The 22,373-nt window shown below is 65.8% G+C and carries 17 protein-coding genes and 1 pseudogene; 5 read left to right on the forward strand and 13 right to left on the reverse strand.

What is annotated here, in order from left to right:
- The 3 genes and pseudogenes from Q0L89_RS01340 to Q0L89_RS01350 form a co-directional block, all read right to left on the reverse strand.
- Positions 1–606: pseudogene (locus tag Q0L89_RS01340) on the reverse strand (NAD(P)(+) transhydrogenase (Re/Si-specific) subunit alpha); the annotation flags it as partial.
- Positions 607–751: 145 nt separating this feature from the next.
- Positions 752–1,204, reverse strand: coding sequence for an isoprenylcysteine carboxylmethyltransferase family protein (locus Q0L89_RS01345; protein WP_296761912.1), 453 nt, complete (start codon positions 1,202–1,204; stop codon positions 752–754).
- 123 nt (positions 1,205–1,327) lie between these two features.
- Positions 1,328–2,278, reverse strand: coding sequence for an MBL fold metallo-hydrolase (locus tag Q0L89_RS01350; protein ID WP_296761913.1), 951 nt, complete (start codon positions 2,276–2,278; stop codon positions 1,328–1,330).
- A 151-nt stretch (positions 2,279–2,429) separates the two neighbouring features.
- Between Q0L89_RS01350 and Q0L89_RS01355 the strand changes: the two genes are divergently transcribed.
- Positions 2,430–3,194, forward strand: coding sequence for an SDR family NAD(P)-dependent oxidoreductase (locus Q0L89_RS01355; protein WP_296761914.1), 765 nt, complete (start codon positions 2,430–2,432; stop codon positions 3,192–3,194).
- 172 nt (positions 3,195–3,366) lie between these two features.
- Here the strand turns inward: Q0L89_RS01355 and Q0L89_RS01360 are convergent, their stop codons facing one another.
- From Q0L89_RS01360 to Q0L89_RS01400, 9 genes are all read right to left on the reverse strand, one after another.
- On the reverse strand, positions 3,367–3,870 hold the full coding sequence (locus tag Q0L89_RS01360) for a DUF2478 domain-containing protein (protein WP_296761916.1): 504 nt from the start codon (positions 3,868–3,870) through the stop codon (positions 3,367–3,369).
- 143 nt (positions 3,871–4,013) lie between these two features.
- A complete protein-coding gene (locus Q0L89_RS01365; protein ID WP_296761919.1) occupies positions 4,014–4,556 on the reverse strand; it encodes a hemerythrin domain-containing protein in 543 nt (180 codons plus the stop codon).
- 16 nt (positions 4,557–4,572) lie between these two features.
- A complete protein-coding gene (locus Q0L89_RS01370) occupies positions 4,573–5,370 on the reverse strand; it encodes a peptidylprolyl isomerase (protein ID WP_296761921.1) in 798 nt (265 codons plus the stop codon).
- 5 nt (positions 5,371–5,375) lie between these two features.
- A complete protein-coding gene (narI, locus tag Q0L89_RS01375) occupies positions 5,376–6,149 on the reverse strand; it encodes a respiratory nitrate reductase subunit gamma (RefSeq protein ID WP_296761923.1) in 774 nt (257 codons plus the stop codon).
- A 12-nt stretch (positions 6,150–6,161) separates the two neighbouring features.
- Positions 6,162–6,878, reverse strand: coding sequence for a nitrate reductase molybdenum cofactor assembly chaperone (gene narJ, locus Q0L89_RS01380; protein WP_296761925.1), 717 nt, complete (start codon positions 6,876–6,878; stop codon positions 6,162–6,164).
- A complete protein-coding gene (gene narH / locus Q0L89_RS01385; protein ID WP_296761927.1) occupies positions 6,878–8,401 on the reverse strand; it encodes a nitrate reductase subunit beta in 1,524 nt (507 codons plus the stop codon). Before narH ends, narJ begins: the two co-directional genes overlap by 1 nt.
- The gene (locus Q0L89_RS01390; protein ID WP_296761929.1) at positions 8,398–12,123 is read right to left on the reverse strand and encodes a nitrate reductase subunit alpha; all 3,726 of its coding nucleotides are present in this window, start codon (positions 12,121–12,123) and stop codon (positions 8,398–8,400) included. The genes narH and Q0L89_RS01390 overlap by 4 nt, the downstream gene beginning before the upstream one ends.
- A 69-nt stretch (positions 12,124–12,192) precedes the next feature.
- Positions 12,193–13,800 (reverse strand): antiporter, encoded by a 1,608-nt coding sequence (locus Q0L89_RS01395; protein ID WP_296761931.1) that lies wholly within the window; start codon positions 13,798–13,800, stop codon positions 12,193–12,195.
- A gap of 73 nt (positions 13,801–13,873) precedes the next feature.
- The gene (locus Q0L89_RS01400; RefSeq protein ID WP_296761932.1) at positions 13,874–15,211 is read right to left on the reverse strand and encodes a nitrate/nitrite transporter; all 1,338 of its coding nucleotides are present in this window, start codon (positions 15,209–15,211) and stop codon (positions 13,874–13,876) included.
- Between the two features lie 258 nt (positions 15,212–15,469).
- Between Q0L89_RS01400 and Q0L89_RS01405 the strand changes: the two genes are divergently transcribed.
- The 4 genes from Q0L89_RS01405 (at position 15,470) to Q0L89_RS01420 (ending at position 21,403) form a co-directional block, all read left to right on the forward strand.
- Positions 15,470–16,165, forward strand: coding sequence for a cyclic nucleotide-binding domain-containing protein (locus Q0L89_RS01405; RefSeq protein WP_296761933.1), 696 nt, complete (start codon positions 15,470–15,472; stop codon positions 16,163–16,165).
- A gap of 76 nt (positions 16,166–16,241) precedes the next feature.
- Complete coding sequence (gene kynU, locus Q0L89_RS01410; RefSeq protein WP_296761935.1) at positions 16,242–17,435, forward strand: kynureninase; 1,194 nt, start codon at positions 16,242–16,244, stop codon at positions 17,433–17,435.
- 223 nt (positions 17,436–17,658) lie between these two features.
- Positions 17,659–18,498: a tryptophan 2,3-dioxygenase gene (gene kynA, locus Q0L89_RS01415; protein WP_296761936.1), complete on the forward strand. Its 840-nt coding sequence runs from the start codon at positions 17,659–17,661 to the stop codon at positions 18,496–18,498.
- Between the two features lie 181 nt (positions 18,499–18,679).
- On the forward strand, positions 18,680–21,403 hold the full coding sequence (locus Q0L89_RS01420; protein WP_296761937.1) for a Hint domain-containing protein: 2,724 nt from the start codon (positions 18,680–18,682) through the stop codon (positions 21,401–21,403).
- 49 nt (positions 21,404–21,452) lie between these two features.
- On the opposite strand, the gene Q0L89_RS01425 is transcribed toward Q0L89_RS01420, so the two are convergent.
- Entirely contained in the window at positions 21,453–22,232 is a 780-nt protein-coding gene (locus Q0L89_RS01425; RefSeq protein ID WP_296761938.1) for a gamma-glutamyl-gamma-aminobutyrate hydrolase family protein, read from the reverse strand.
- Positions 22,233–22,373 lie beyond the last annotated feature (141 nt).

Genomic DNA, 22,373 nt, shown 5'->3' on the forward strand with positions numbered 1-22,373 from the left:
CACCTCGGGGCGCACGTCGAAGGCATAGGTGATCGCGCCCAGGCTGGTCGATGTGCCAATCGCGGCAAGGCCCGCCACGCCGGCGCCCACCACCAGCACTTTCGCCGGCGGCACCTTGCCGGCGGCGGTGATCTGCCCGGTAAAGAAGCGGCCGAAATTGCCCCCCGCCTCGATCACCGCGCGGTAGCCGGCGATATTGGCCATCGAACTCAGCGCGTCCATCTTCTGGGCACGCGAAATCCGCGGCACCATGTCCATGGCGATGGCGGTGGCGCCCTTGGAGGCGACGAGGTTCATCAACTCCTCGTTGGCCGCCGGCCAGAAGAAACTGATCAGCGTCTGGCCCTTGCGCAGGCGCTTGGCCTCGGTCTCGGTGGGCGGGCGCACCTTGGCGACCACGTCGGCGGCCTTGTAGAGTTGCGCACCGGTCTTGATGATCTCGACCCCGGCGGCCTCGTAATCGGCATCCGAAAAGCCGGCCTTTTCGCCGGCGCCGGTCTCGATCGCGCAGTCGTGGCCGAGCTTCTGCAGGGCCCTGGCGGACTCGGGCGTCATGGCCACGCGGGCCTCGCCCTCCATCACTTCCTTTGGCGTTCCGATCTTCACGTTTCGCGTCCCCCTGGTTGCTCCGTTCGTGGTTCCGTCGCGGCATAACATGTGCCCGAGGCTGACGGGAAGATATGCCACAGACCCGCCGCCTTGGCCATGCATCCTTTGTCGCAGCCATGCCCGGCGCCCTGGCGCGGCCATTCTACAACCATCGCCGGGCCTTCTGGCAGTAGCGGGCGAAATCGGCGCGGAACTTGCGCCGCAGGCGGTTTTCTTCGGGGATGACGAAGCGGCGTTCGATGATCCACACGAAAACCGGCACCAGCGGCAGCGCCAGCGGCGCGTCAAGCGCCAGGATCACCCCGGCCAGCACCAGCGCGTCGCCCAGGTAGATGGGATTGCGCGTGCGCGAGAATATCCCCGTCGTCACCATGTGATCGGCATCGCGGTGCGGCACGATCGTGGTACGGTGGCGGCGCATCTCGTAGAGCGCCAGCAGCATCAGCAGCACCCCGCCGCCGAGCAGAACACCACCGGCGAAATCCGCCCACGCGCCGCCGAATGACAGCCCCGCGTCGAGCAGACGCGGCTGCGCCCAGGCAACACCGATGAACCCCAGCAGCCACACCGGTGGCAGATCGATCCATTTCAGCATGACACCTCTGCGTTCGCTCCGCGCGCCTGCGGCTCATCAGACTTCATGCCGGTTTCCCTGACAAGGGTTGAGGCACCTTCGCTCGCCCGGAAACGAGCCGGCGGCGCGATGTCGGCGCACACCTCACTCCCATTCCATTTCCTCGTAGACGCGACCGGCATTCTTGGTCGCCAGTTCGTCGAAGGTGTCAAGATGCGACCAGCGCGATTGATCCACGTAGTAGGCATCGGCCAGATCGCCGCCGGCGTCGAGGTGGTCGGCGATCTTTGCGCGGATGTCGCGCAGGTAGTCGGCGGTGTAGCGCCTGACCTGGGCCATGTTGGTGGGATGCCCGTGGCCGGGGATCACGTAGGTCGCGCCGAGGTCGGTAAACGGGCCCTCGAAGGTTTCGATCCAGGCGTCGGTGTCGGTTTCGGGAAAGATCGGCGGCATGCGTTCGTGAAAGGCGATGTCGCCGGCGATGACGATGTCCCATTGCGGGATCCAGACCTGGGTGTCGCCCGGCCCGTGCGCGGGGCCAAGGTGCAGCACCTCGAGCGTCACCTCGCCCATCTCGATGACGCGACGATCCTCGAACGTCATCGTGGGTGCGACGACGCGCGTGCCCTCGGCCTTGTCCTTGTTGTAGACCTGCATGCGCTGGAGGATGAAATCGCCGTTCTCGGCCACCTCGTGCGCGGCGTCCTCGTGCATGAGGATATCGACGTCCTGATCGGCCCAGTAGGAATTGCCCAGGATGGCATGGCCCTGACCGTTCTCGTTGATCACCAGCTTGACGGGCTGGTCGGTAACGGCGCGAATCTCGTCGTGCAACGCCGCCGCCAGCCGGGCGCTGGCGCCACCGTTGATCACCACCACGCCGTCGCCGGTGACGACGAAGCTGAGGTTGTTGTTGTGACCGCTGTTTTCATATGTCGGTGGCGCCGTGGCGCCGATGGCCGAGAAGACATGCGGAATCACCTCGACCGGCTTGTCGTACAACTCCGACTGGGGGTACTTGTCGTCGATCCCCTGGGTGGCCAGTGCCGCCCCGGCCCAGGCTACCAGTGCGAAAGCCGCGAAAATGCGTTTCATCCTTGTCCTCCTCGGTTCTTCGTTGGAATTAAATTCACCGATGTGAATGTATTTGTAAAGCCCGCCGCACGGACGGGCCCGCCTTGCCGGCGCCGGCGGGCCCGTTAGAGTGCGCGACAAAGGTTCACGCGCGACAGCAAGGGAGACACCCATGAGCGAGACACTGGACGGAAAACACGCGCTGGTGACCGGCGGCGGCACCGGCATCGGGCTGGCGATCGCGCGCGGGCTGGCCGCGCAGGGCGCGCAGGTGACGATCACCGGGCGGCGGCTGGAGGTGCTGCAAGAGGCCGCCGGCGACGGGCTGCACGCCGCGCGCATGGACGTCACCGACGAGGACAACGTGCGCGACACCATCGCCGCGGCCGTCGCGGCACGCGGGCCAGTGCAGATATGCGTCGCCAATGCCGGCATTGCCGAGGGCCGCAAGCTGCACAAGACCGACACCGAACTGTGGCGCAGGATCATGGCCACCAACCTGGATGGCGCCTTCTTTACCATCCGCGAAAGCATGGGGTCGATGCTGCAGACCGATTGGGGCCGGGTGCTGGCGATCTCGTCCGTCGCCGGGGTGCGCGGGCTGCCGGGCGCGGGCGCCTACGCGGCCTCGAAACACGGCGTGATCGGAATGATCCGGTCGTTGTCGGAGGATTTCATCGGCGGGCCCTATACCTTCAACTCGATCTGTCCGGGCTACGTGGACACCGAGATCATCGCCCGCAACGTGGATTCCATTGCCACGCGCGCCGGCATGAGCGCAGGCGAGGCGCGCGACGTGATGGTGAACGCCAACCGCCACAAGCGCCTGATCGCGCCCGGGGAAGTGGCCGCCGCCGCGCTGTGGCTGTGCGCGCCGGGATCGCAAAGCGTGAATGGGCAGGAGATCAAGATCGCCGGCGGCCAGGTTGCCGGCTGAGGCCGCGGCGCGGCCGGGTACAACCCGGTAGTGCGCGTTTCGGCCATGTTCCCGTTGGGCAGGGAAACGGAACCCGCGCCCGCGGCGGGGGCGCGGTTGCCGCGTGTCCGCGTGGGGGCGCTGCCCCCACACCCCCGGAGTACTTGGGGAAAGATGAAGCGGCAAGCGCGGCTCAGGCCGCCGAGCGGCGCGCGGCGAGGCTGGTGTCCAGCCATTCCTGGACGGCCTCGCGCCGGCACGGCACCGCCGTGGCCATACCGCCGGTGAAGTCCTCGAAGGCGGCGGCATTGGCGGCGTTGAGCCCGACGATGACCGGCACGCCAAGCTCCAGCGCCTGCGCGATGATTTCGCGAAAGCCACGCCCCTCGGACTCGTGCTTGCCGAACTTGTTGACGATCAGCAGGTCGGTTCGTTCCGTCACCGTCGGCGCCACCGCCTGCACCGCGCGTTCGAGCGCGGCGGGGTCGAGCGCGCAACCGCGCGCGTTCGGCCCCAGGTCTTGCGAGATACGGATCACCGGACCATCGGGCAGCACCTGCACATCCATGTCACAGTGGTGGGATTTCGGCCGCGGCGTGTTGGTCTGAACCACGCCGGCCAGGTGCAACCCCTGCCCGAGCGCGCGATCGGCCTGCCCGGCAAGAAGGCGATCCGTCTCTCCCCGATCGGATGTCATGACATAAGCGAAGTGCATTTGTTCCCTTTCTCGTTCCGACGGGCCATGGCGCGGCGATGATGGCCCGTTTGCGGATGGTGGCCCGATTCCCGCCGCGATGCCAGCGGCGCGGTGGCGGCGCTTGGTCGCCCCCGTTGGCCCGGTCATTCGCCAGGATCCGCGCTGCGGCGCGCCTGCATCCGCTGCCGCAGGCGCTTGAGATCGCGGGCCTTCAGATAGCCCCTGGCCAGCGGCAGAATCACCGCGTTCTCGACCAGCAGGTGACGCCGTTCGAGATCGGCAAAGGCGGTCAGCCGCGCGGCCTCGGCCGGAGTTGGCGCGGCGTTGTCGGTTATAATCCGCTCAAGGATGGCAATCACGCCGGGGCGCGTCGTGGCGATTTCGCGATGATCCCGCGACAGCCGGTCAAGCGTGCCGTGCAAATCCCTGTCGTCGGGCGCGCAGCGCCTGAGCAGAGGAAACAGATCCTCGTCCTCGTCGCGCGCATGGGCGGGCAGGACACCGCGAATGAACGCGCGCGCCGCCAGGGCCAGGACCGGTTGCGCCCGGGACGAGGCGGCCAATGCGTCGAGATGGGCACACACCTCGCGCAGGTGCATGTGCTCGTTCGTCAACCCCTCCAGCGGGTTGTCCGGCAGCGCGGCGGCGAGGGCGGCCCGCGCGCCGATGTCAGGGATAGGCGGCATCATGTCACCCTTCGCCTCAGGTGGCCACCGGCGGCAGCCCGGCAATGTCGGCGCGCTCCATCAGCTCGGCCACATAGGCGCGTGCCGCCACCGACCAGCGGAGCTTTTCCATGGCTTCGGCAATTCCCGCACGCGCCGCCGAGAACGGCAGCACCGCCCCCTCGGCCAGCGCATCGAGCCGGATGACATGCCAGCCGTGGCGGGTGGAAACCGGGCGCGGCGTGACCTCGCCTTCGCGCATGCTGCGCAGGATGTGCTCGAACTCGGGCACCGCGTCGCCGGGGCGCATCTGGCCCAGCCGCCCGCCTTGCGCGGCACTGGCGCAATCGCTGTGGTCCTTGGCAAGCTGCGCGAATGTTCCGGGGGTCGCGTGCGCCTGTGCGGCGATACCCTCGGCGCGCACCTGCGCGGCGCTGCTGGCCTCGGCGTCGCGCGGATCGCAGGCCACCAGGATATGCGACACCTCCCACAACGGCGGCGAGCGGAATCGCGTCGGGTCGCGGTCGTACTCGGCGCGCAACTCGGCGTCGGCAGGCGGCGCGATGTCGATGGCTTCGTCGAGAAGGCCCCGGATCAGGGCCTCCTCCTCGGTTTCATGGCGCCCGGGCGACAGCGCCTGCGGGCTGGCCGGGATGCCGCGATGGCGCGCTTGCTGCAACAGCAGCGTGCGCACGGCCATGGCATGCGCCGCCTTGCGCCAGGCGATGCCGGGCTTGCCGGCGGGCGCGTCGTGGTTCTGCGCCTCGGCGGCGATGGCGGCGTGGGGCACCACCTCGCCGTTGACGACCAGATCGGGAAAGAGGGCTGCATTCATCGGGCTCACTCCGCTGGCTTGGCTGTTGTGGTTTGCGCGGGCGCGGATTGCCCCGGCTTGGCCGACGCCAGAGGCTTTTGGCGCCGGGTGCGCACGATCTGATAGCCCGACCGCAGCAGATATCGCACCGGTGCCGCGAAGCCCGAGATCATGTGCACCAACCGGGTGAACGGGAACAGGATGGTGATCAACAGCCCCAGGAAGATGTGCAGCTTGTAGAGCCAGTGCACGTCGACCACTGTCACCCAGGCGTTGATGTTCCATGAAACCACGCTCTGCGACCAGCTCATGAAGCGGACCATTTCGGCGCCGTCCATGTGTTGCAGTGTCTGCGTGATGGTCAGCAGGCCGATGACCAATTGCAGCCAGATCAGGCCCATGATGCCGATGTCGGCATAGCTTGAAGTGACGCGGATCCGCGGATCGGTCAGGCGGCGGTGCAGCAGCATGGTCGAGCCGATCAGGGCGATGACGCCCGCCGGCCCACCGACAATCACCGCCATCCATTGCTTGAGCCAATAGGGAACGCCCAGCGCGTCGAGCACCCAGACCGGCGTGAAAAGCCCGATCAGGTGCCCGAAGAAGACTATGATGATCCCAACATGAAACAGGATCGAGCCCCAGACCAGTTGCTTGCGCCGCAGCAGTTGGCTCGACGAGGATTTCCAGGTGAAGGGGTCGCGTTCATAGCGCGCGATCGAGCCCACCAGAAGCACGGTCAGCGCGACATAGGGCATGATCCCGAAGATGATGAAGTTGATGTCGAAATTTCCGAACATTGGGTCAATCTCCTATCCGGCCGCCTGCTTGGGCGGGTTATCGGTGGTATCCATGCGCGAGAGCATGTCGCGCACCTGCGGGCAGCCCGCGTTCGGGTCGGGGCCGAAGAGCACCTCGCTTTCCTCCCAGACCGCGTCGAGCGCCTCGAGGTCGTCCGGGTCGTCCTCGGGCTGGTCCAGCAGTTCGGCCACCGCGTTGCTGTCGGCATGCGCGTCGGCCAGTTGCAGAAGGGCCGCGAACACGGACGCATAGGCGCTGTCACGCCGGACAAGCCGGGTTTTCAGCGCTTCGAAGATATGCGCCGCGTCCGCGAGCACCTCCCGCCCCTCACCCAAGGGACGCAGGGCGAGGAACTCCAGAAGAACCGGCAGGTGATCGGGCAGTTCAGTGGTCGCCGGGTCGAAGCCGGCGTCGCGGTAGGTTTCCACCAGGTTGACCATCGCGCCGCCGCGATCGCGGCTTTCGCCGTGGACGTGTTCGAACAGGTTCAGCGACAGGCTGCGCGAGCGATCGAACAGCATCACGAACCGTTCCTGCAGGTCGTAGATGTCGTCACACTGGAGCGACGCCACCAGCGTACGCAGATCGCGCCGCGCCGCCGCCGTCAGTCGCGATTCGGCGGCAAGAACGCCGCCGATCTCGGGCATGGCCTGCTGCAACTCTTCCGTCGGGTAGCTCAGCAGCAGCGACAGGCACTTGAGCGTGCGGTCCTGAAGATCGGGGGCCATCATTGCACCTCCTGGGGCATCTTGAGCGGTTTCTTGGAGCCGCCGAAGAGCGACCCTTTGGAGATGCCGCTGGAACAGCCATTGCCATCGGTGAAGCCGCAGCCGCCCTTGAGGTCGTAGGCATCCTCGACCTGTTCGCGGTGGGTGGTGGGGATGACGAAGCGATCCTCGTAATCGGCCAGCGCCATGATCTTGTACATGTCCTCGATCATGCGGCCGGTCAGGCCCACGCGCTCGGCGATGGCGTCGTCCTGCACGCCCTCGATGGACTTGGCGCGCATGTAGGCCCGCATCGCCAGCATCCGCTCCAGCGCCAGCGCGACCGGGGCCTCGTCGCCGGCGGTCAGCATGTTGGCCAGGTAGCGCAGCGGAATGCGCAACGAGCGCACGTCGGGGATGGCGCCGTCGGTGCCGATTGCGCCCGCCTCGGCCGCGTTCTGAATGGGCGACAGCGGCGGCACATACCACACCATCGGCAGGGTCCGGTATTCGGGATGCAGCGGGAACGCCACCTTCCATTCCATAGCCATCTTCCAGATCGGGCTTTCCTGCGCCCCCTTGATCCAGTCCTCGGGGACGCCGTCGCGGCGGGCCGCCGCGATCACCTGCGGGTCGTTGGGGTCGAGAAACACCCCGAGCTGCGCATCGTACAGATCGCCCTCGGCCTCGGTATTGGCGGCCTCTTCGATCTTGTCGGCGTCATAAAGCATCACGCCCAGGTAGCGGATGCGCCCCACGCAGGTTTCCGAACACACCGTGGGGTTGCCGCTTTCGATGCGGGGATAGCACATCGTGCATTTCTCGGATTTGCCGGTGGACCAGTTGTAGTAGACCTTCTTGTAGGGGCAGCCCGACACGCACATCCGCCAGCCGCGGCATTTTTCCTGGTCGATCAGGACGATGCCGTCCTCCTCGCGCTTGTAGATCGCGCCCGACGGGCACGAGGCCGCGCAGGCGGGGTTGAGGCAATGCTCGCACAGGCGCGGCAGGTACATCATGAAGGTGTTCTCGTACTCGCCGTACATCTCCTTCTGGATGCCCTCGAAGTTGTAATCCTGGCTGCGCTTCGAGAACTCGCCGCCAAGGATTTCCTCCCAGTTGGGGCCCTTCTCGATCTTCTCCATCCGCTCGCCGGTGATGCGCGAGCGGGGCCGCGCGGTGGGGAACGCCTCCATCGCGGGGGCGCTTTTCAGGTGGTCGTAGTCGAAATCGAACGGCTCGTAGTAATCGTCGATCTCGGGCAGGTCGGGGTTGGCAAAGAGGTTCGCTAGGATCCGCCACTTGCCGCCCTGCTTGGGCTGCAACTTGCCCGAGCCGGTCCGCACCCAGCCGCCGTTCCAGCGCGCCTGGTTTTCCCAGTCGGTCGGGTAGCCGGTGCCGGGCTTGGTCTCGACGTTGTTGAACCACGCGTATTCGACGCCGTCGCGCGAGGTCCAGACGTTCTTGCAGGTGACGGAGCAGGTGTGACACCCGATGCACTTGTCGAGGTTCAGCACCATGCCGATTTGCGCACGTACTTTCATTCCGCGGCCTCCTTTTCGGTCGCTTCGCGGTCGAGCCAGTCGACCTTTTTCATTTTCCGGACCACGACGAACTCGTCACGGTTGCTGCCCACGGTGCCGTAGTAGTTGAAGCCGTAGGATTGCTGGGCATATCCGCCGATCATGTGGGTGGGCTTGAGCACCGTGCGCGTCACCGAATTGTGGATGCCGCCGCGCAGGCCGGTCTTTTCCGAACCGGGGGTGTTCACGATCTTTTCCTGCGCGTGATACATGAACACCGTGCCTTCGCGTATGCGCTGCGACACCACCGCGCGCGCCGTCAGGGCGCCGTTGACGTTGTAGGCCTCGATCCAGTCGTTGTCCTCGATCCCGGCCTTGCGCGCGTCCACCTCCGACAGCCACACCACCGGCCCGCCGCGGTTGAGCGTGAGCATCAGCAGGTTGTCGGAATAGGTCGAGTGGATGCCCCATTTCTGGTGCGGGGTGATGAAGTTCAGCACCAGGCTGTCGCCATCGTCCTGCACGCCCTTGGTGATGGTCTTGAGGTCCACCGGCGGGCGGTAGGACACGAACCCCTCGCCGAACGCGCGCATCCACAGGTGATCCTGGTAGAGCTGCTGGCGCCCCGTCAGGGTGCGCCACGGGATCAGTTCGTGCACGTTGGTATAGCCGGCGTTATAGCACACCTCCTCGCTTTCGATCCCCGACCAGGTGGGCGAGCTGATGATCTTGCGCGGCTGCGCGGCGATATCGCGGAAACGGATTTTCACATGCTCCTGACCCCTGGCCAAGTGCGCGTGTTCGCGCCCCGTCGCACGGCTCAACTGGTCCCATGCCCTGACGGCGACTTCGCCGTTGGTTTCCGGCGCCAGCATCAGGATGACCTCGGTGGCGTCGATATCCGACTCGATCTTCGCGCAGCCCTCGGCCGGCCCATCGAGCTTGACGCCGTTCAGGTCGCGCAGCGCCTGCACCTCGTGTTTGGTGTCCCAGGCGATGCCCTTGCCACCGTTGCCGACATTGTCCATCAGCGGCCCAAGCGCGGTGAAACGCTCGTAAAGCGCGGGATAATCGCGCTCGACGGCAATGTAATTGGGCGCCGTCTTGCCGGGGATCAGGTCGCACTCGCCCTTCTTCCAATCGCGCACGTTGTCCTGCGCGATCTCGGCGGGCGTGTCGTGCAGGATCGGAAGCGCGACCACATCGGTTTCCTTGCCGAGGATTTCCGGCGCCACCTCGGAGAACTTCCTGGCGATCGCCTTGAATATCTCCCAGTCCGATTTCGACTCGTAGGCCGGGTCCACAGCCGCCTGAAGCGGGTGGATGAACGGGTGCATGTCAGATGTGTTGAGGTCGTTCTTCTCGTACCAGCTTGCCGTGGGCAGAACGATGTCGGAATAGACGGCGGTGGTGGACATGCGGAAATCAATCGTCACCAGCAGGTCAAGCTTGCCACGCGGCGCCTCGTCATGCCATTTCGCCTCTTTCGGCTTCTGACGCCCCTCCTCGCCCAGGTCGCGGCCCATCACCCCGTGATCGGTGCCCAGCAGGTGCTTGAGGAAATACTCGTGGCCCTTGCCGCTCGATCCCAGCAGGTTGGAGCGCCACACGAACAGGTTGCGCGGCCAGTTCTCGGGCGCATCCGGGTCTTCGCACGACATCTCGAGCTTGCCGGAGTTGAGTTGATCGGCAACATATTGCGCGACCTCCTTCTTCGACTTCTTCGCAAGCCGCCCGACTTCCAGCGGGTTGGTGCGCAACTGCGGCGCAGACGGCAGCCACCCCATTCGCTCGGCGCGGATGTTGTAGTCGATCATGCTGGCGTCCCAGTCGCCCTCGGGCGCCGTGGGCGACAGGATCTCGTCGGTCGTCAACGTCTCGTAGCGCCACTGGTCGGTATGGGCATACCATGCACTGGTCGAGTTCATGTGCCGCGGGGGGCGCGCCCAGTCCAGCGCGAAGGCCAGCGGTTGCCAGCCGGTTTGCGGGCGCAGCTTTTCCTGGCCGACGTAGTGGCTCCAGCCACCGCCGGACTGCCCCACGCACCCGCACATCACCAGCATGTTGATGATGCCGCGATAGTTCATGTCCATGTGGTACCAGTGGTTCAGCCCCGCCCCGAGGATGACCATCGACTTGCCGTCGGTCTGCTCGGCGTTGCGGGCGAAGGCGCGCGCCACCGCGACGATATTGTCGGCCGGTACGCCGGTGATCTTCTCGGCCCATTTCGGGGTGTAGGGCAGATCCTCGTCAAAGGATTTCGCCGCCCATTCGCCGCCAAGCCCGCGATCGAGCCCGTAGTTGCCGCAGAACAGATCGAACACCGTGGCCACGCGCGCCTCGCCGTCCGCCAGTTTCACGGTCTTGACGGGGATGTTGCGGGTCAGGACGTCGGGGTGGTCGCAACGCACGAAATTCTCGGTCGCCACGCCGCCGAAATAGGGGAAATCAACGGCGGCGACGGCGTCGTGATCCTCTTCCAGGATCAGCGACATCTTCAGTTCGGTCGCCTTGTCGCGGCTGCGTTCCTCAAGGTTCCAATCGCCATCCTCGCCCCAGCGATAACCGACCGAGCCGTTGGGCGCCACGTAGGCACCCGAGGCCGCGTCATAGGCGATGGTTTTCCACTCGGGGTTGTTTTCCTCGTTCAGCTTGCCGTCGAAATCGGCCGCACGCAGGAACCGGCCCGGCACCAGCTTGCCGTCCTTTTCCTCCAGCTTCACCAGCATCGGCATGTCGGTGTACTTGCGGCAATAGTTCTCGAAATACTCGGCCTGGCGGTCGAGGTGGAACTCGCGCAGGATCACATGCCCCATGGCCATGGCCAGCGCGGCATCGGTGCCCTGCTGCGGGGCCAGCCAGATGTCGCCGAACTTGGCCGCCTCGGAGTAGTCGGGACAGATGACCGCGGACCTGGTGCCGCGGTAGCGCGCCTCGGTGTAGAAATGCGCGTCGGGGGTGCGTGTCTGCGGCACGTTCGACCCCCACAGCAGCAGGAAGCCGGCGTTGTACCAGTCAGCCGATTCCGGCACGTCGGTCTGTTCGCCCCATGTCTGGGGGCTGGCCGGGGGCAGGTCGCAATACCAGTCGTAGAACGACATGCAGGTGCCACCCAGAAGGCTCAGGTAACGCGAGCCGGCGGCATAACTGACCATCGACATCGCCGGGATGGGCGAGAAGCCGAACACCCGATCGGGGCCGTAGGTTCTTGCGGTGTAGGCGTTGGCGGCGGCGGTGATTTCGGTCGCCTCGTCCCAGCTTGCCCGCACGAACCCACCCTTGCCGCGGGTTTCGACATAGGAGGCGCGCAGCACCGGGTCGTCCTGCAGGGCCGTCCAGGCCTCGATCGGGGTCATGGTCTTGCGCATCCGGCGCCAGACCTTCATCAGCGCGCCGCGCACCAGCGGGTTCTTCACCCGGTTGGCGGAATAGAGATACCAGCTGTAGCTTGCCCCGCGGGCGCAGCCGCGCGGTTCGTGGTTGGGCAGGTCGGGGCGCGTGCGCGGGTAATCCGTCTGCTGCGTTTCCCAGGTGACGATGCCGGACTTGACGTAGATCTTCCACGAACACGAGCCGGTGCAGTTCACGCCGTGGGTGGAGCGCACGATCTTGTCGTGCCGCCAGCGGTTGCGATAGGTGTCTTCCCAGTCGCGGTTCTCGCGGGTCACTTGCCCGTGGCCGTCCGCGAACTTCTCCAGTTCCTTGGATTGCAGGAAGTTCAGTCTGTCGAGCAGGTGGCTCATTGTCGTCTCCTATGCGTTGGCTGCCCGCCCCGGCCCGCACATGCGGGGGCCGGGGCGGCGTTGCTCGGATCAGGGGTTGCGGATGTAGGCGTTGGGCCGCAGGTAGAACCACCAGTTGATGGCGATGCAGACCGCGTAGAATATCGCGAACCCGTAGAGCGCGTACTCAGGCGTGCCCGCATCCATCTGTTCGCCGAACACCTTGGGAATGATGAAGGCGCCATAGGCGGCGACCGCGCTGGTCCAGCCCAGAACCGGGCCGGCCTGTTCCTTGTCGAAGGCCACGGCGATGGTCCGGAAGGTCGAGCCGTTGCCGATGCCGGTGGCCGCGAACAGGATCAGGAACAAGCCCAGGAAGGGCCAGAAATACTGCTCGGGCGCCGCCGAGGCATAGGCCTGCTGGATGAAGTAGGCGACGCCCAGCGCCGAGATCACCATGACGATGGAGATCCACTGCGTCACGCGCGCGCCGCCCAGCTTGTCGGCCATCATGCCGCCAATCGGCCGGATCAGCGCCCCGATAAAGGGCCCCATCCACGCGAACATCAGCGCCGAGGGCCCGGCCGGGTTGGCGGTGGAGTGGGTCATCACCCCGTCCACCATCAGGTGCTGGTAGCCGAACACCACCTTGATCGTCAGCGCCAGCGCGGCGGAATAGCCGATGAAGCTGCCGAAGGTCATCGTGTAGATGACCGTCATCGCCCAGGTGTGCTTGTTGCCGAAGATGCGATACTGTCGGGTCAGGTTGTTGCCCACCTCGCCGGGAATCAGCTTGAGCAGCCCCACCGTCAGCGCGATCACGAACGGCAGCACCAGCCATTTGGAGATGTCCCAGCCCGAACCGCCGACATCGGTGGGCAGCATCAGCCACAGCCCGATGCCGGCGGTCAGGAACCCGATCAGCAGCATGAAGGAAATGACCCCGAAAGAGCCAAACGGGCCGGGAATGTCCGGCGAGACGTGCTCGTCACGGATGTTGTTCATGCCCAGCCATCCGGCGAAGGCCAGCGGGATCAGTGCCAGCAGCCAGACATAGCCGGCGTTCTGGATGTAGGTCTCGGTGCCTGCCGGGATCTTGCCGATCAGCGTGCCCGAGGTCTGCTGAAGCGTCGCCGACTCACCGCCGAACAGGCCGAAGGTCATCACCAGCGGGATCACGACCTGCATCGTGGTGACGCCGAAATTGCCCAGCCCCGCGTTCATGCCAAGCGCATAGCCCTGCACCTTCTTGGGAAAGAAGAAGCTGATATTGGACATCGAGCTGGCGAAATTGCCGCCGCCGATCCCCGACAGGAACGCCAGAATCTGGAACACCCAGAGCGGCGTGTCGGGATTTTGCAGGAAATAGCCCGTCCCGGCGGCCGGAATAATCAACAGCGCGGTGGTAAAGAAGATCGTGTTGCGCCCGCCCGCGATGCGGATGAAAAAGGTGGACGGGATACGCAGCGTCGCGCCGGTCAGACCGGCCACCGCGGACAGCGTGAACAGCTCGGCCTTCTCAAAGGGAAAGCCCAGGTTGAGCATCTGCACCGTGATGATGCCCCAGTAGAGCCAGACAGCAAACCCGCACAACAGGCTGGGGATCGAGATCCACAGGTTGCGGGTGGCGATCCGCTTGCCGGTCGAGTTCCAGAAGGCCTCGTCCTCGACGTTCCAGTTCTTGATATCTTGTCCCACTTTTGATCTCCGTGGATTGCTTCGTGGAGGATCGTGGCGCGCCCGCGCGGGAGCGTGGCGCGCCACGGTCATTTCATTTCGACGCCTGTCCTTGTGCGGGCGCTGCAACGGGGCTCTCCGGCAGGTCCGACAGGAACCGCTCGTCCTCCAGGCCGGGGTGGCGGCGGCGTTCCATCCGGCGGATGGCGACATGCATCCATACCGTCATCACGGCGACCATCAGGAAGGTGAACATGAACGGCGTCGTCCACACGCCGGTGAGGTCCAGCAGCACGCCGAAGACGATCGGCATGAAGAAACCGCCCAGGCCCCCGATCATGCCCACCAGGCCACCGACCGACCCGACGTGGTGCGGGTAATAGACGGGGATGTGCTTGTAGACCGCGGCCTTGCCCAGGCTCATCACGAAGCCGAGTACCACCGTCAGCGCGACGAAGACGCTCACGGAGATGCCGAAGTTGAAAGTGATCGGCCCGTCGATGCCGGTGACGGTGTAGTGCGTCTCGGGGTAGCTCATGATGAACAGGATGATCAGCGAGACGATGAACGTCAGGTACATCACCGCCCGCGCGCCCCACTTGTCGGACATCCAGCCGCCCAATGCTCGGAAGACCGACCCGGGCAGGCTGTAGAGCCCGGCGAACACGCCCGCGGTGGTCAACTCCAGCCCGTAGGCGCCGACGTAATAACGCGGCAGGAAGCTGGCCAGCGCGACGAAGCCGCCGAAGACGAAGAAGTAGTAGGTGGCGAAGCGCCAGACCTGGATGTTTTTCAGCGGCGCCAGCTGCTCGGCGGTCGAAACCGGGCCCTTGCCGGTGCGCTTGCGGTCTTCGTGGACCGGGTCGGTCTTGGCGAAGACGTAGAACAGCACCGCCGTGATCGCCAGCACCACGGCATAGACGCGCGCGGTGCCTTCCCAGCCCATCGCCACCACCAGGAACGGGGCCGCGAAGTTGGTCACTGCCGCGCCGACATTGCCGGCGCCGAAAATGCCCAGGGCGGTGCCCTGATGCTCTTTGTCGAACCAGCGCGAGGTATAGGCGATGCCGACGATGAACGACCCGCCGGCAAGGCCAAGGCCCAGCGCAGCAACCAGGAACACCGGGTAGCTGGTGACGCTGGTCAGCAGCCACACCGCCACCGCGGTGACCAGCATTTGCAGCGGAAACATGATCCGGCCGCCGAACTGTTCGGTCCAGACGCCAAGGAAAATCCGGCTGATCGATCCGGTCAGCACCGGGGTCGCCACCAGCAAGCCGAACTGCGTGTCATTCAGGCCAAGGTCTTCCTTGATCTGGACCCCGATGATCGAGAAAATCGTCCACACGGCAAAGCAGACCGTGAACGCGAATGTGCTCAGCCCCAGGGCCCGGTATTGGTCCGAGCGCGAGACGCCGTCGAGTGTGTGCATGGGTTTCCCTCCCGCAAAACTTTCGAGCATGCCGACAAACATGCTCGAGCGTCGGTATGGCGGGTGCAGGGCGCGGCGCGATTTGACATAAATCAGAAACTCGGAAAAATCGTTCAAAATAAATGTGTTAGAGAAATATTTCAGGTTCCGGGTCGATCCTGATCAAACAATCGGCCAGGTGTTTGCGAACCTATGATTGACACGCACGCAGGTATGCCTTGATAAATATCAAAAGATTCATCGCGCGACTGGTCACCCATGCCCGATTCCTATTATCCCGAAATCCGCAGGCTCGACCTGTTCGCGTCGATGGAAGACGCGCGGTTCCGCGAATTGATGCGCGGCTCCTACGTGCAGAATTTCCCGCCACGGATCGAGCTGATCACCGAAGGCGACCCGAGTGATTTCATGCATATCGTCCTCGAAGGATCGGTCGAGCTGTTCTCGTCCTGGAACGGGCGCGAAACCAGCATGGCAACGCTCACGCCCGTGGCGACCTTCATCCTGGCCGCCACCATTCGCGATGCGCCCTACCTGATGTCGGCGCGCACGCTTGATAAGTGCCGGGTCGCGCTGGTGCCATCGCAGGATGTGCGCGCCGTGTTCGACCAGGACGGCGAATTCGCACGCGCCATCGTGGCCGAGCTGGCGCTTTGCTACCGAAGCGTGGTGAAGAACGCCAAGGATCTCAAGCTGCGCACATCGCTGGAACGGCTCGCCAACTACCTGCTGCGCCAGCGGGCGCGCGCCGGGTCTGACCGGTTCGAACTGCCGATCGAGAAGCGCCGCCTCGCCTCGCGGCTGGGTATGACACCGGAAAACCTCAGCCGCGCGTTCAAGGGGCTGCGCCCCTATGGCGTCCGGGTCGACGGCAACCGGATCGAATTGAGCGATCCCGCCGATCTTGCCGGTTTCGCCAAGCCCAACCCGCTGATCGACGACCCCCTGAGCTGATCGGCCCAATCGTGTCACTGGACAGGGCAGGCCACCGTGCGCTAGAGCGGTGCGACAGAAAGTGCGGAGGCATTGCATGACCGATTTCGCGGCGACCAAGGCGATGTTTCACCTGCCCGAGGGCGTGATCTACCTCGACGGCAATTCGCTGGGCCCGTTGCCCAGGGCCGCCCCCGCCCGCATGGACGCGGTGATGCGCGCCGAATGGGGCGAGATGCTGATCACCGGCTGGAACAAGGCCGGCTGGATGGCGCAGCCGGTCGAACTGGGCGACCGGATCGCGCGGCTGATCGGCGCCGAGGCGGGGCACGTCGTGCTTGGCGACACATTGTCGATCAAGGTTCACCAGGCGCTCGCCTCGGCGCTGGAAATGGTCCCCGACCGGCGGGTGATCCTGTCGGATTCGGGCAATTTCCCGTCCGATCTCTACATGGCCGAGGGGCTGATCGGCACGCTGGACAAGGGCCTTGAGCTGCGCGTGGTGGCGCCCGAAGAGGTCGAGGCGAACATCACCGAAGACGTGGCGGTATTGATGATCACCGAGGTCGACTACCGCACCGGGCGGTTGCACGACATGGCCCGCCTGACCCGCAAGGCGCACGAGGTCGGCGCCATCACCGTGTGGGACCTGGCCCATACCGCCGGCGCGACAGTGGTGGACGTGGCCGGCGCAGGCGCGGATTTCGCCGTCGGCTGCACCTACAAGTACCTCAACGGCGGCCCCGGGGCGCCGGCCTTCATCTATGTCGCGCCGCGCCATGCCGATACCGCGCGCCCGGCGCTGTCGGGCTGGCTGGGCCATGACGCGCCGTTCGCATTCGAGCAAAGCTACCGCGCCGGGCCGGGAATCGAGCGGATGCGCGTCGGCACGCCGCCGGTGCTGGCCATGGCGGCGCTGGAATGCGCGCTCGATATCTGGGACATGACCACGATGGCAGCGGTGCGCGCGCGCTCGATCGACCTGACCGAGTTGTTCATCGAAAAAATCGAGGCCGCCTGCCCGATGCTGGAGCTTGCCAGCCCCCGCGATCCGGCCGCACGCGGCAGCCAGGTGTCGTTTCGCTTCGCCGATGGTTATGCCGCGATCCAGGCGCTGGTCGCCCGCGGCGTGATCGGCGACTTCCGCGCCCCCGACATCATGCGTTTCGGATTCACCCCGCTTTACATGGACGAAAGCGATGTACAGGCCGCCGCCGGCATCATCGCCGAGGTCATGCAGAACCGGCTGTGGGACGCACCGGAATACCAGACGCGCGCACGGGTCACCTGATGGCGGCACCGCGCAACGCCCCGGCGCTGCACCTGCCGCTGTGCCGGCCGGCCGGCTGGGTCGCGGCTTGGCGCCGGCTTTCGCCCATTGCGCGCACGGCGGGCTGAGCCGGCACCCCACGTCTTCGTCAAGCCGGCTTCATCTTTCCAGAAATACTCATGAGTCCCAAGGCCCCGACCGGGCGCCGCGCCCGGATCCGGCACGCCGTTCACCGGAGCATAAAATGACCGAAAACACCCCCTATGACCCCGCCCGCGAGGGCGCGCAGATGTCCTTTGGCGAACGCATGTCCTATACCGATTACCTCGCACTCGATGCGATCCTCGATGCCCAGCACCCGCGCTCGGATGCGCATGACGAGATGCTGTTCATCATCCAGCACCAGACCTCCGAGCTGTGGATGCGGCTGGCCATTCACGAGCTCGGCGCCGCCCGCGCAGAGCTTGCCGCGGGTCGTACCCGCCCGGCCTTCAAGCTGCTGGCGCGGGTGGCGCGGATATTCGAACAACTCAACAGCGCCTGGGACGTGCTGCGCACCATGACCCCCAGCGATTACACCCGCTTCCGCCCGGCGCTGGGGCAGTCGTCGGGGTTCCAGTCCTGGCAATACCGGCTGATCGAATTCATGCTGGGCAACCGCAATACCGCCATGCTGCGCCCACACGCGCATCGCGACGACCTGACCGCGCGGCTGGAGGCCGAGCTGGCGCAGCCCTCGCTCTACGACGCGGCGCTGCGCCTGCTCGATGCGTCCGTGCGGCTGCCCGAACCGGTGCTGGCGCGTGATGTCTCGGCCCCCTACCGCGCCTCTTCGGCGGTGCAGGAGGCCTGGGCGCAGGTCTACCGCGACCCGCAGGCGCATTGGGAACTCTATGAACTGGCCGAGAAGCTGGTCGATCTCGAGGACTACTTTCGCCGCTGGCGCTTCAACCACGTCACCACCGTTGAGCGTATCATCGGCTTCAAGCGCGGCACCGGGGGCACCGGCGGCGTCAGCTACCTGCGCCGCATGCTGGAGGTCGAACTGTTCCCCGAACTGTGGCACCTGCGCACCGACCTGTGACCCTCCGGCGCCCGCCCCCGGCACGGACGGGCGCCGAACGGCGAAAAGTTGCCTTGAAATGGTCACATTCACCAATCATTCTCGAACGAAATCCTGCGCATAAGGGGCCATCAGACGCCTCGCGCAGCACGAGCAGTCAACAACATCGCCCTTCAGGGCGGCAGAATACAGGCACCTTCACATGCCCACTTACAGTGGATTGCAATTCTACGATATCGACCCGCGGTGGGTGTTCAGCACCTCGACGGGCGGCACCGCCACCTACACCGGCCCCGCGGAGGCGACCGGCACGCTGACCATCTACGACGCGGGCAGCGGCGCCGATGGCGAGGTGCTGACCGACGACAACCGCGGCGAAGACGGCACGACCGCCGATGCCAGCGTGGGCGGCAACACGTCGATTGGATCGGACGCTGATGCCGAACGCGGATGGACACTGCGCGATACCGTCACCGGCGAGACCTTCAACGTCGTCGAACTGGATATCGAGGACGGCGACGCACGCGGCAGCTACACCCTGTCGGAACAGCCCCTCGTCGCCGGCCGCGTCTACGAGACCGTGCGCTACGACAGGTTGCCCGAAGCAGGCGACGGCGCCGAATTCACCTATGCCGATTTCATCTCGGCCGACGAAATGCCAGATGGCGTCGTCGAGGGCACCGACGGCGACGACCTGATCGACACCGGCTATACCGGCGACCCCGAAGGCGACATGGTCGATGCCGGCGACGCGCCGAGCACGGGCGACACGGCGCAAAGCCTCAACTGGTCGGCCGAGGGCGGCGACGGCACCGATGTTTCAGGCGGGTTCACGCAGGACACCGGCGGCATCGACGTCACCGTGACCTTCGACGACAGCCCCACCACCGACCGGATCGAGCTGGACACTGCCCAGACGCAGTACAGCGACACCGGCGAGTCTTTCGACACCGACTCGTCGCTCTACCTCTACGGCACGCATGACGGCGCCGACAGCACCACGACGACGCTGGATTTCGCGGCCGCGGCCGGGTCGGACTACCTCGACGAGGTCGAGAACGTCCAGTTCCGCGTCAACGACATCGACGAAGGCGGCTGGCAGGACATCGTCACCGTTCGCGCCTACGACGCCGAGGGCAACGAGGTGCCGGTCGATATCGACCTGACCGGCGACACCAGCGACACCGTCACCGGCAATACCATCACCGGCGGCGGCGGCAACGATTCATCTGGCGACTCCGAGGGATCGGCCCTGATCACCATCGACGGCCCGGTTTCCCGCATCGAGATCGAGTACGACAACGGCGACACCGCGGGCCAGGGGCTCAACATCACCGACGTGCATTTCGACGCCATACTGCCGGGCGCCGACGACGATCTGATCGAGGCCGGCGACGGCGACGACACCGTGATGGCGGGCCTGGGCGACGATGCCGTCCTGGGCCAGGGCGGCAATGACAGCATCGAGGGCGGAGCGGGCGACGATGTGCTCTATGGCGACGGGCCGCCGCCCGACGGCGACTGGCATTACGCGCTCTACGATCGCGATTTTTCCAGCGCCGACGGCCAGGCATTCGACATCGAGAGCGGCACGCTCGCCGGCCAGGGCTATACCGACGATTTCGATGTCGAGGCGCTGGCCCAGGACGTGCGCGGCGACACCTCGAACCCGTCGGATTTCGGCGTCGTCTACAGCTCGACGCTGACCACCACCGACGGCGGCACCTACCGGTTCGACACCACCTCGGACGATGGCTCGACGATCCAGATCTTCGACTCTGACGGCAACCCGGTCACGTTCACCAACCAGGACGGATCGACCAGCCCGTTCATGGACAATGACCAGCACCAGGCGCCGACCACGCGCTGGGGCGAGGTCGACCTGGACCCAGATGAGACCTACACGATCGAAATCCGCTACTGGGAAAACGAGGGCGGGCAGGTTCTGTCGTCAACCGTCACCACCCCCGATGGCACTACCAGCGACCTGCTTGACAGCCCGCTGGTCAGCGGCCCGCCGGCAGAGCCGGGCGGCGACGACACGCTGATCGGCGGCGCCGGCGACGACGTGCTTTTCGGCGGCGGCGGCGATGACCTGCTGTCGGTCGGCAGCGGTGATACGGCGGACGGCGGCGGCGGCGACGACACCTTCGTGATCGACGGCGATGCGCTGACCGGCGGCGGCACCATCACCATCGACGGCGGCGAAGAGGACGAAACCGCCGGCGATACGCTGGACCTGAGCGGGTTCATCACGCCCGGCAACATCGTCTATACCGACACTGACCCCGGACAGGGCGGGATGACCGGCACCGCCACGCTCGATGACGGCACCGAGGTGGATTTCACCCATATCGAGCATGTCATCATCTGCTTTGCCGCCGGAACCCGCATCCTGACCCCGCACGGCCAGCGCCCGATCGAGGATCTGCGCCCCGGCGACGCGGTGGTGACCGCGGACAACGGCGTGCAGACGCTGCGCTGGACGGGCCGGCGCCGCGTCGCCGGGCGGGGGCGGTTCGCGCCAGTACGCATCCGCGCCGGCGCGCTTGAGAACGACCGCGACCTGCTGGTTTCGCCACAGCACCGGATGCTGCACCGCTCGACCGCGGCCAACCTCTATTTCGACAGCCCCGAGGTGCTGATCCCGGCCAAGCATCTGGTCAACGGCGCCACCATCGTGCAGCACGACCTGGCACAGGTGGAGTATATCCACCTGATGTTCGACCGCCACGAGATCGTGCTGGCCGAGGGATGCCCATCGGAAAGCTTCCACCCCGGCCATGTCGGGCTGGGCGCGGTGTCGGAGCCCGCGCGCGAGGAACTGTTCGCGCTGTTCCCCGACCTGCGCTGCGACCCGGGCCATTACGGAGATACCGCGCGCATGTGCCTGCGCGCCCATGAAAGCCGCCTGCTGGCGGCTTGAGGCGGGGGCTACCCGGAGAAAAACAATCACGCGCTGCGATGCGCGCCCCTCAGGCGATTTCCCGCAGGTCGGTGGCGCGGCGGTGCAGCGCCCAGTTGCGCACCGCTTCGCCGAACGCGGTGAACAGCGGGCGCGAGACAGGATCGTTCGCCGCATCCCATTCCGGATGCCACTGCACCGCCAGCGTGAACCCCCGCGCGCCCTGGACATGGATCGCCTCGGGGGTGCCATCATCGGCGTATCCCTCCACCACGATCCGCGAGCCCGGCTTGCAAATCCCCTGCCCATGCAGCGTGTTGGTCATTACCTCGGGCGCGCCCAGCAAGCGGTGGAACACGCCCCCTTCGACGAAGCGCACACAGTGGCGCAGGGCAAACTTTTGTTCCAGCGTGCCATCGGGTGGCATGCGATGGTTCATCCGCCCCGGCAGATCGCGGATCTCGGGATGCAGGGTGCCGCCCATGGCGACGTTGACCTCCTGAAAGCCGCGGCAGATGCCGAAAAAGGGCTGGCCGCGGTCCACGCAGGCGCGCACCAGCGGCAGGGTAATGGCATCGCGCGCCCGGTCGAACGCGCCGTGCGCCTCGGTCGGGGCCTCGCCGTATTCCTCGGGGTGGACGTTGGGCCGCCCCCCGGTCAGCACGAAACCGTCGCAGACCTCCATGAGTTCCTCGACCGAGACGAAGCGCGGGTCGGCCGGAATCACCAGCGGCACGCAGTTCGCCACGCAAGCAACCGCCTCGGAATTCATCGTGCCGCCGCCATGGGTGGGGTAGCTGTCGTTGATCAGGAAATGATTGCCGATGATGCCGACGACGGGTCGGGCCATGTTCTACCTCGGGATAACTTCGCTTTCGAGAGTCACGATATATGCATTGCACCCGCGATGGCAATCGCACGGCTCAACCCCGGCGCGGGCGCCGCCCGACGGCCCCCATGCCCGCGTATTGCCCCGCAAGCGCCGCCGTCG

This window comes from Sediminimonas sp., from assembly GCF_024637375.1.
Classification (GTDB): Bacteria; Pseudomonadota; Alphaproteobacteria; order Rhodobacterales; family Rhodobacteraceae; genus Sediminimonas.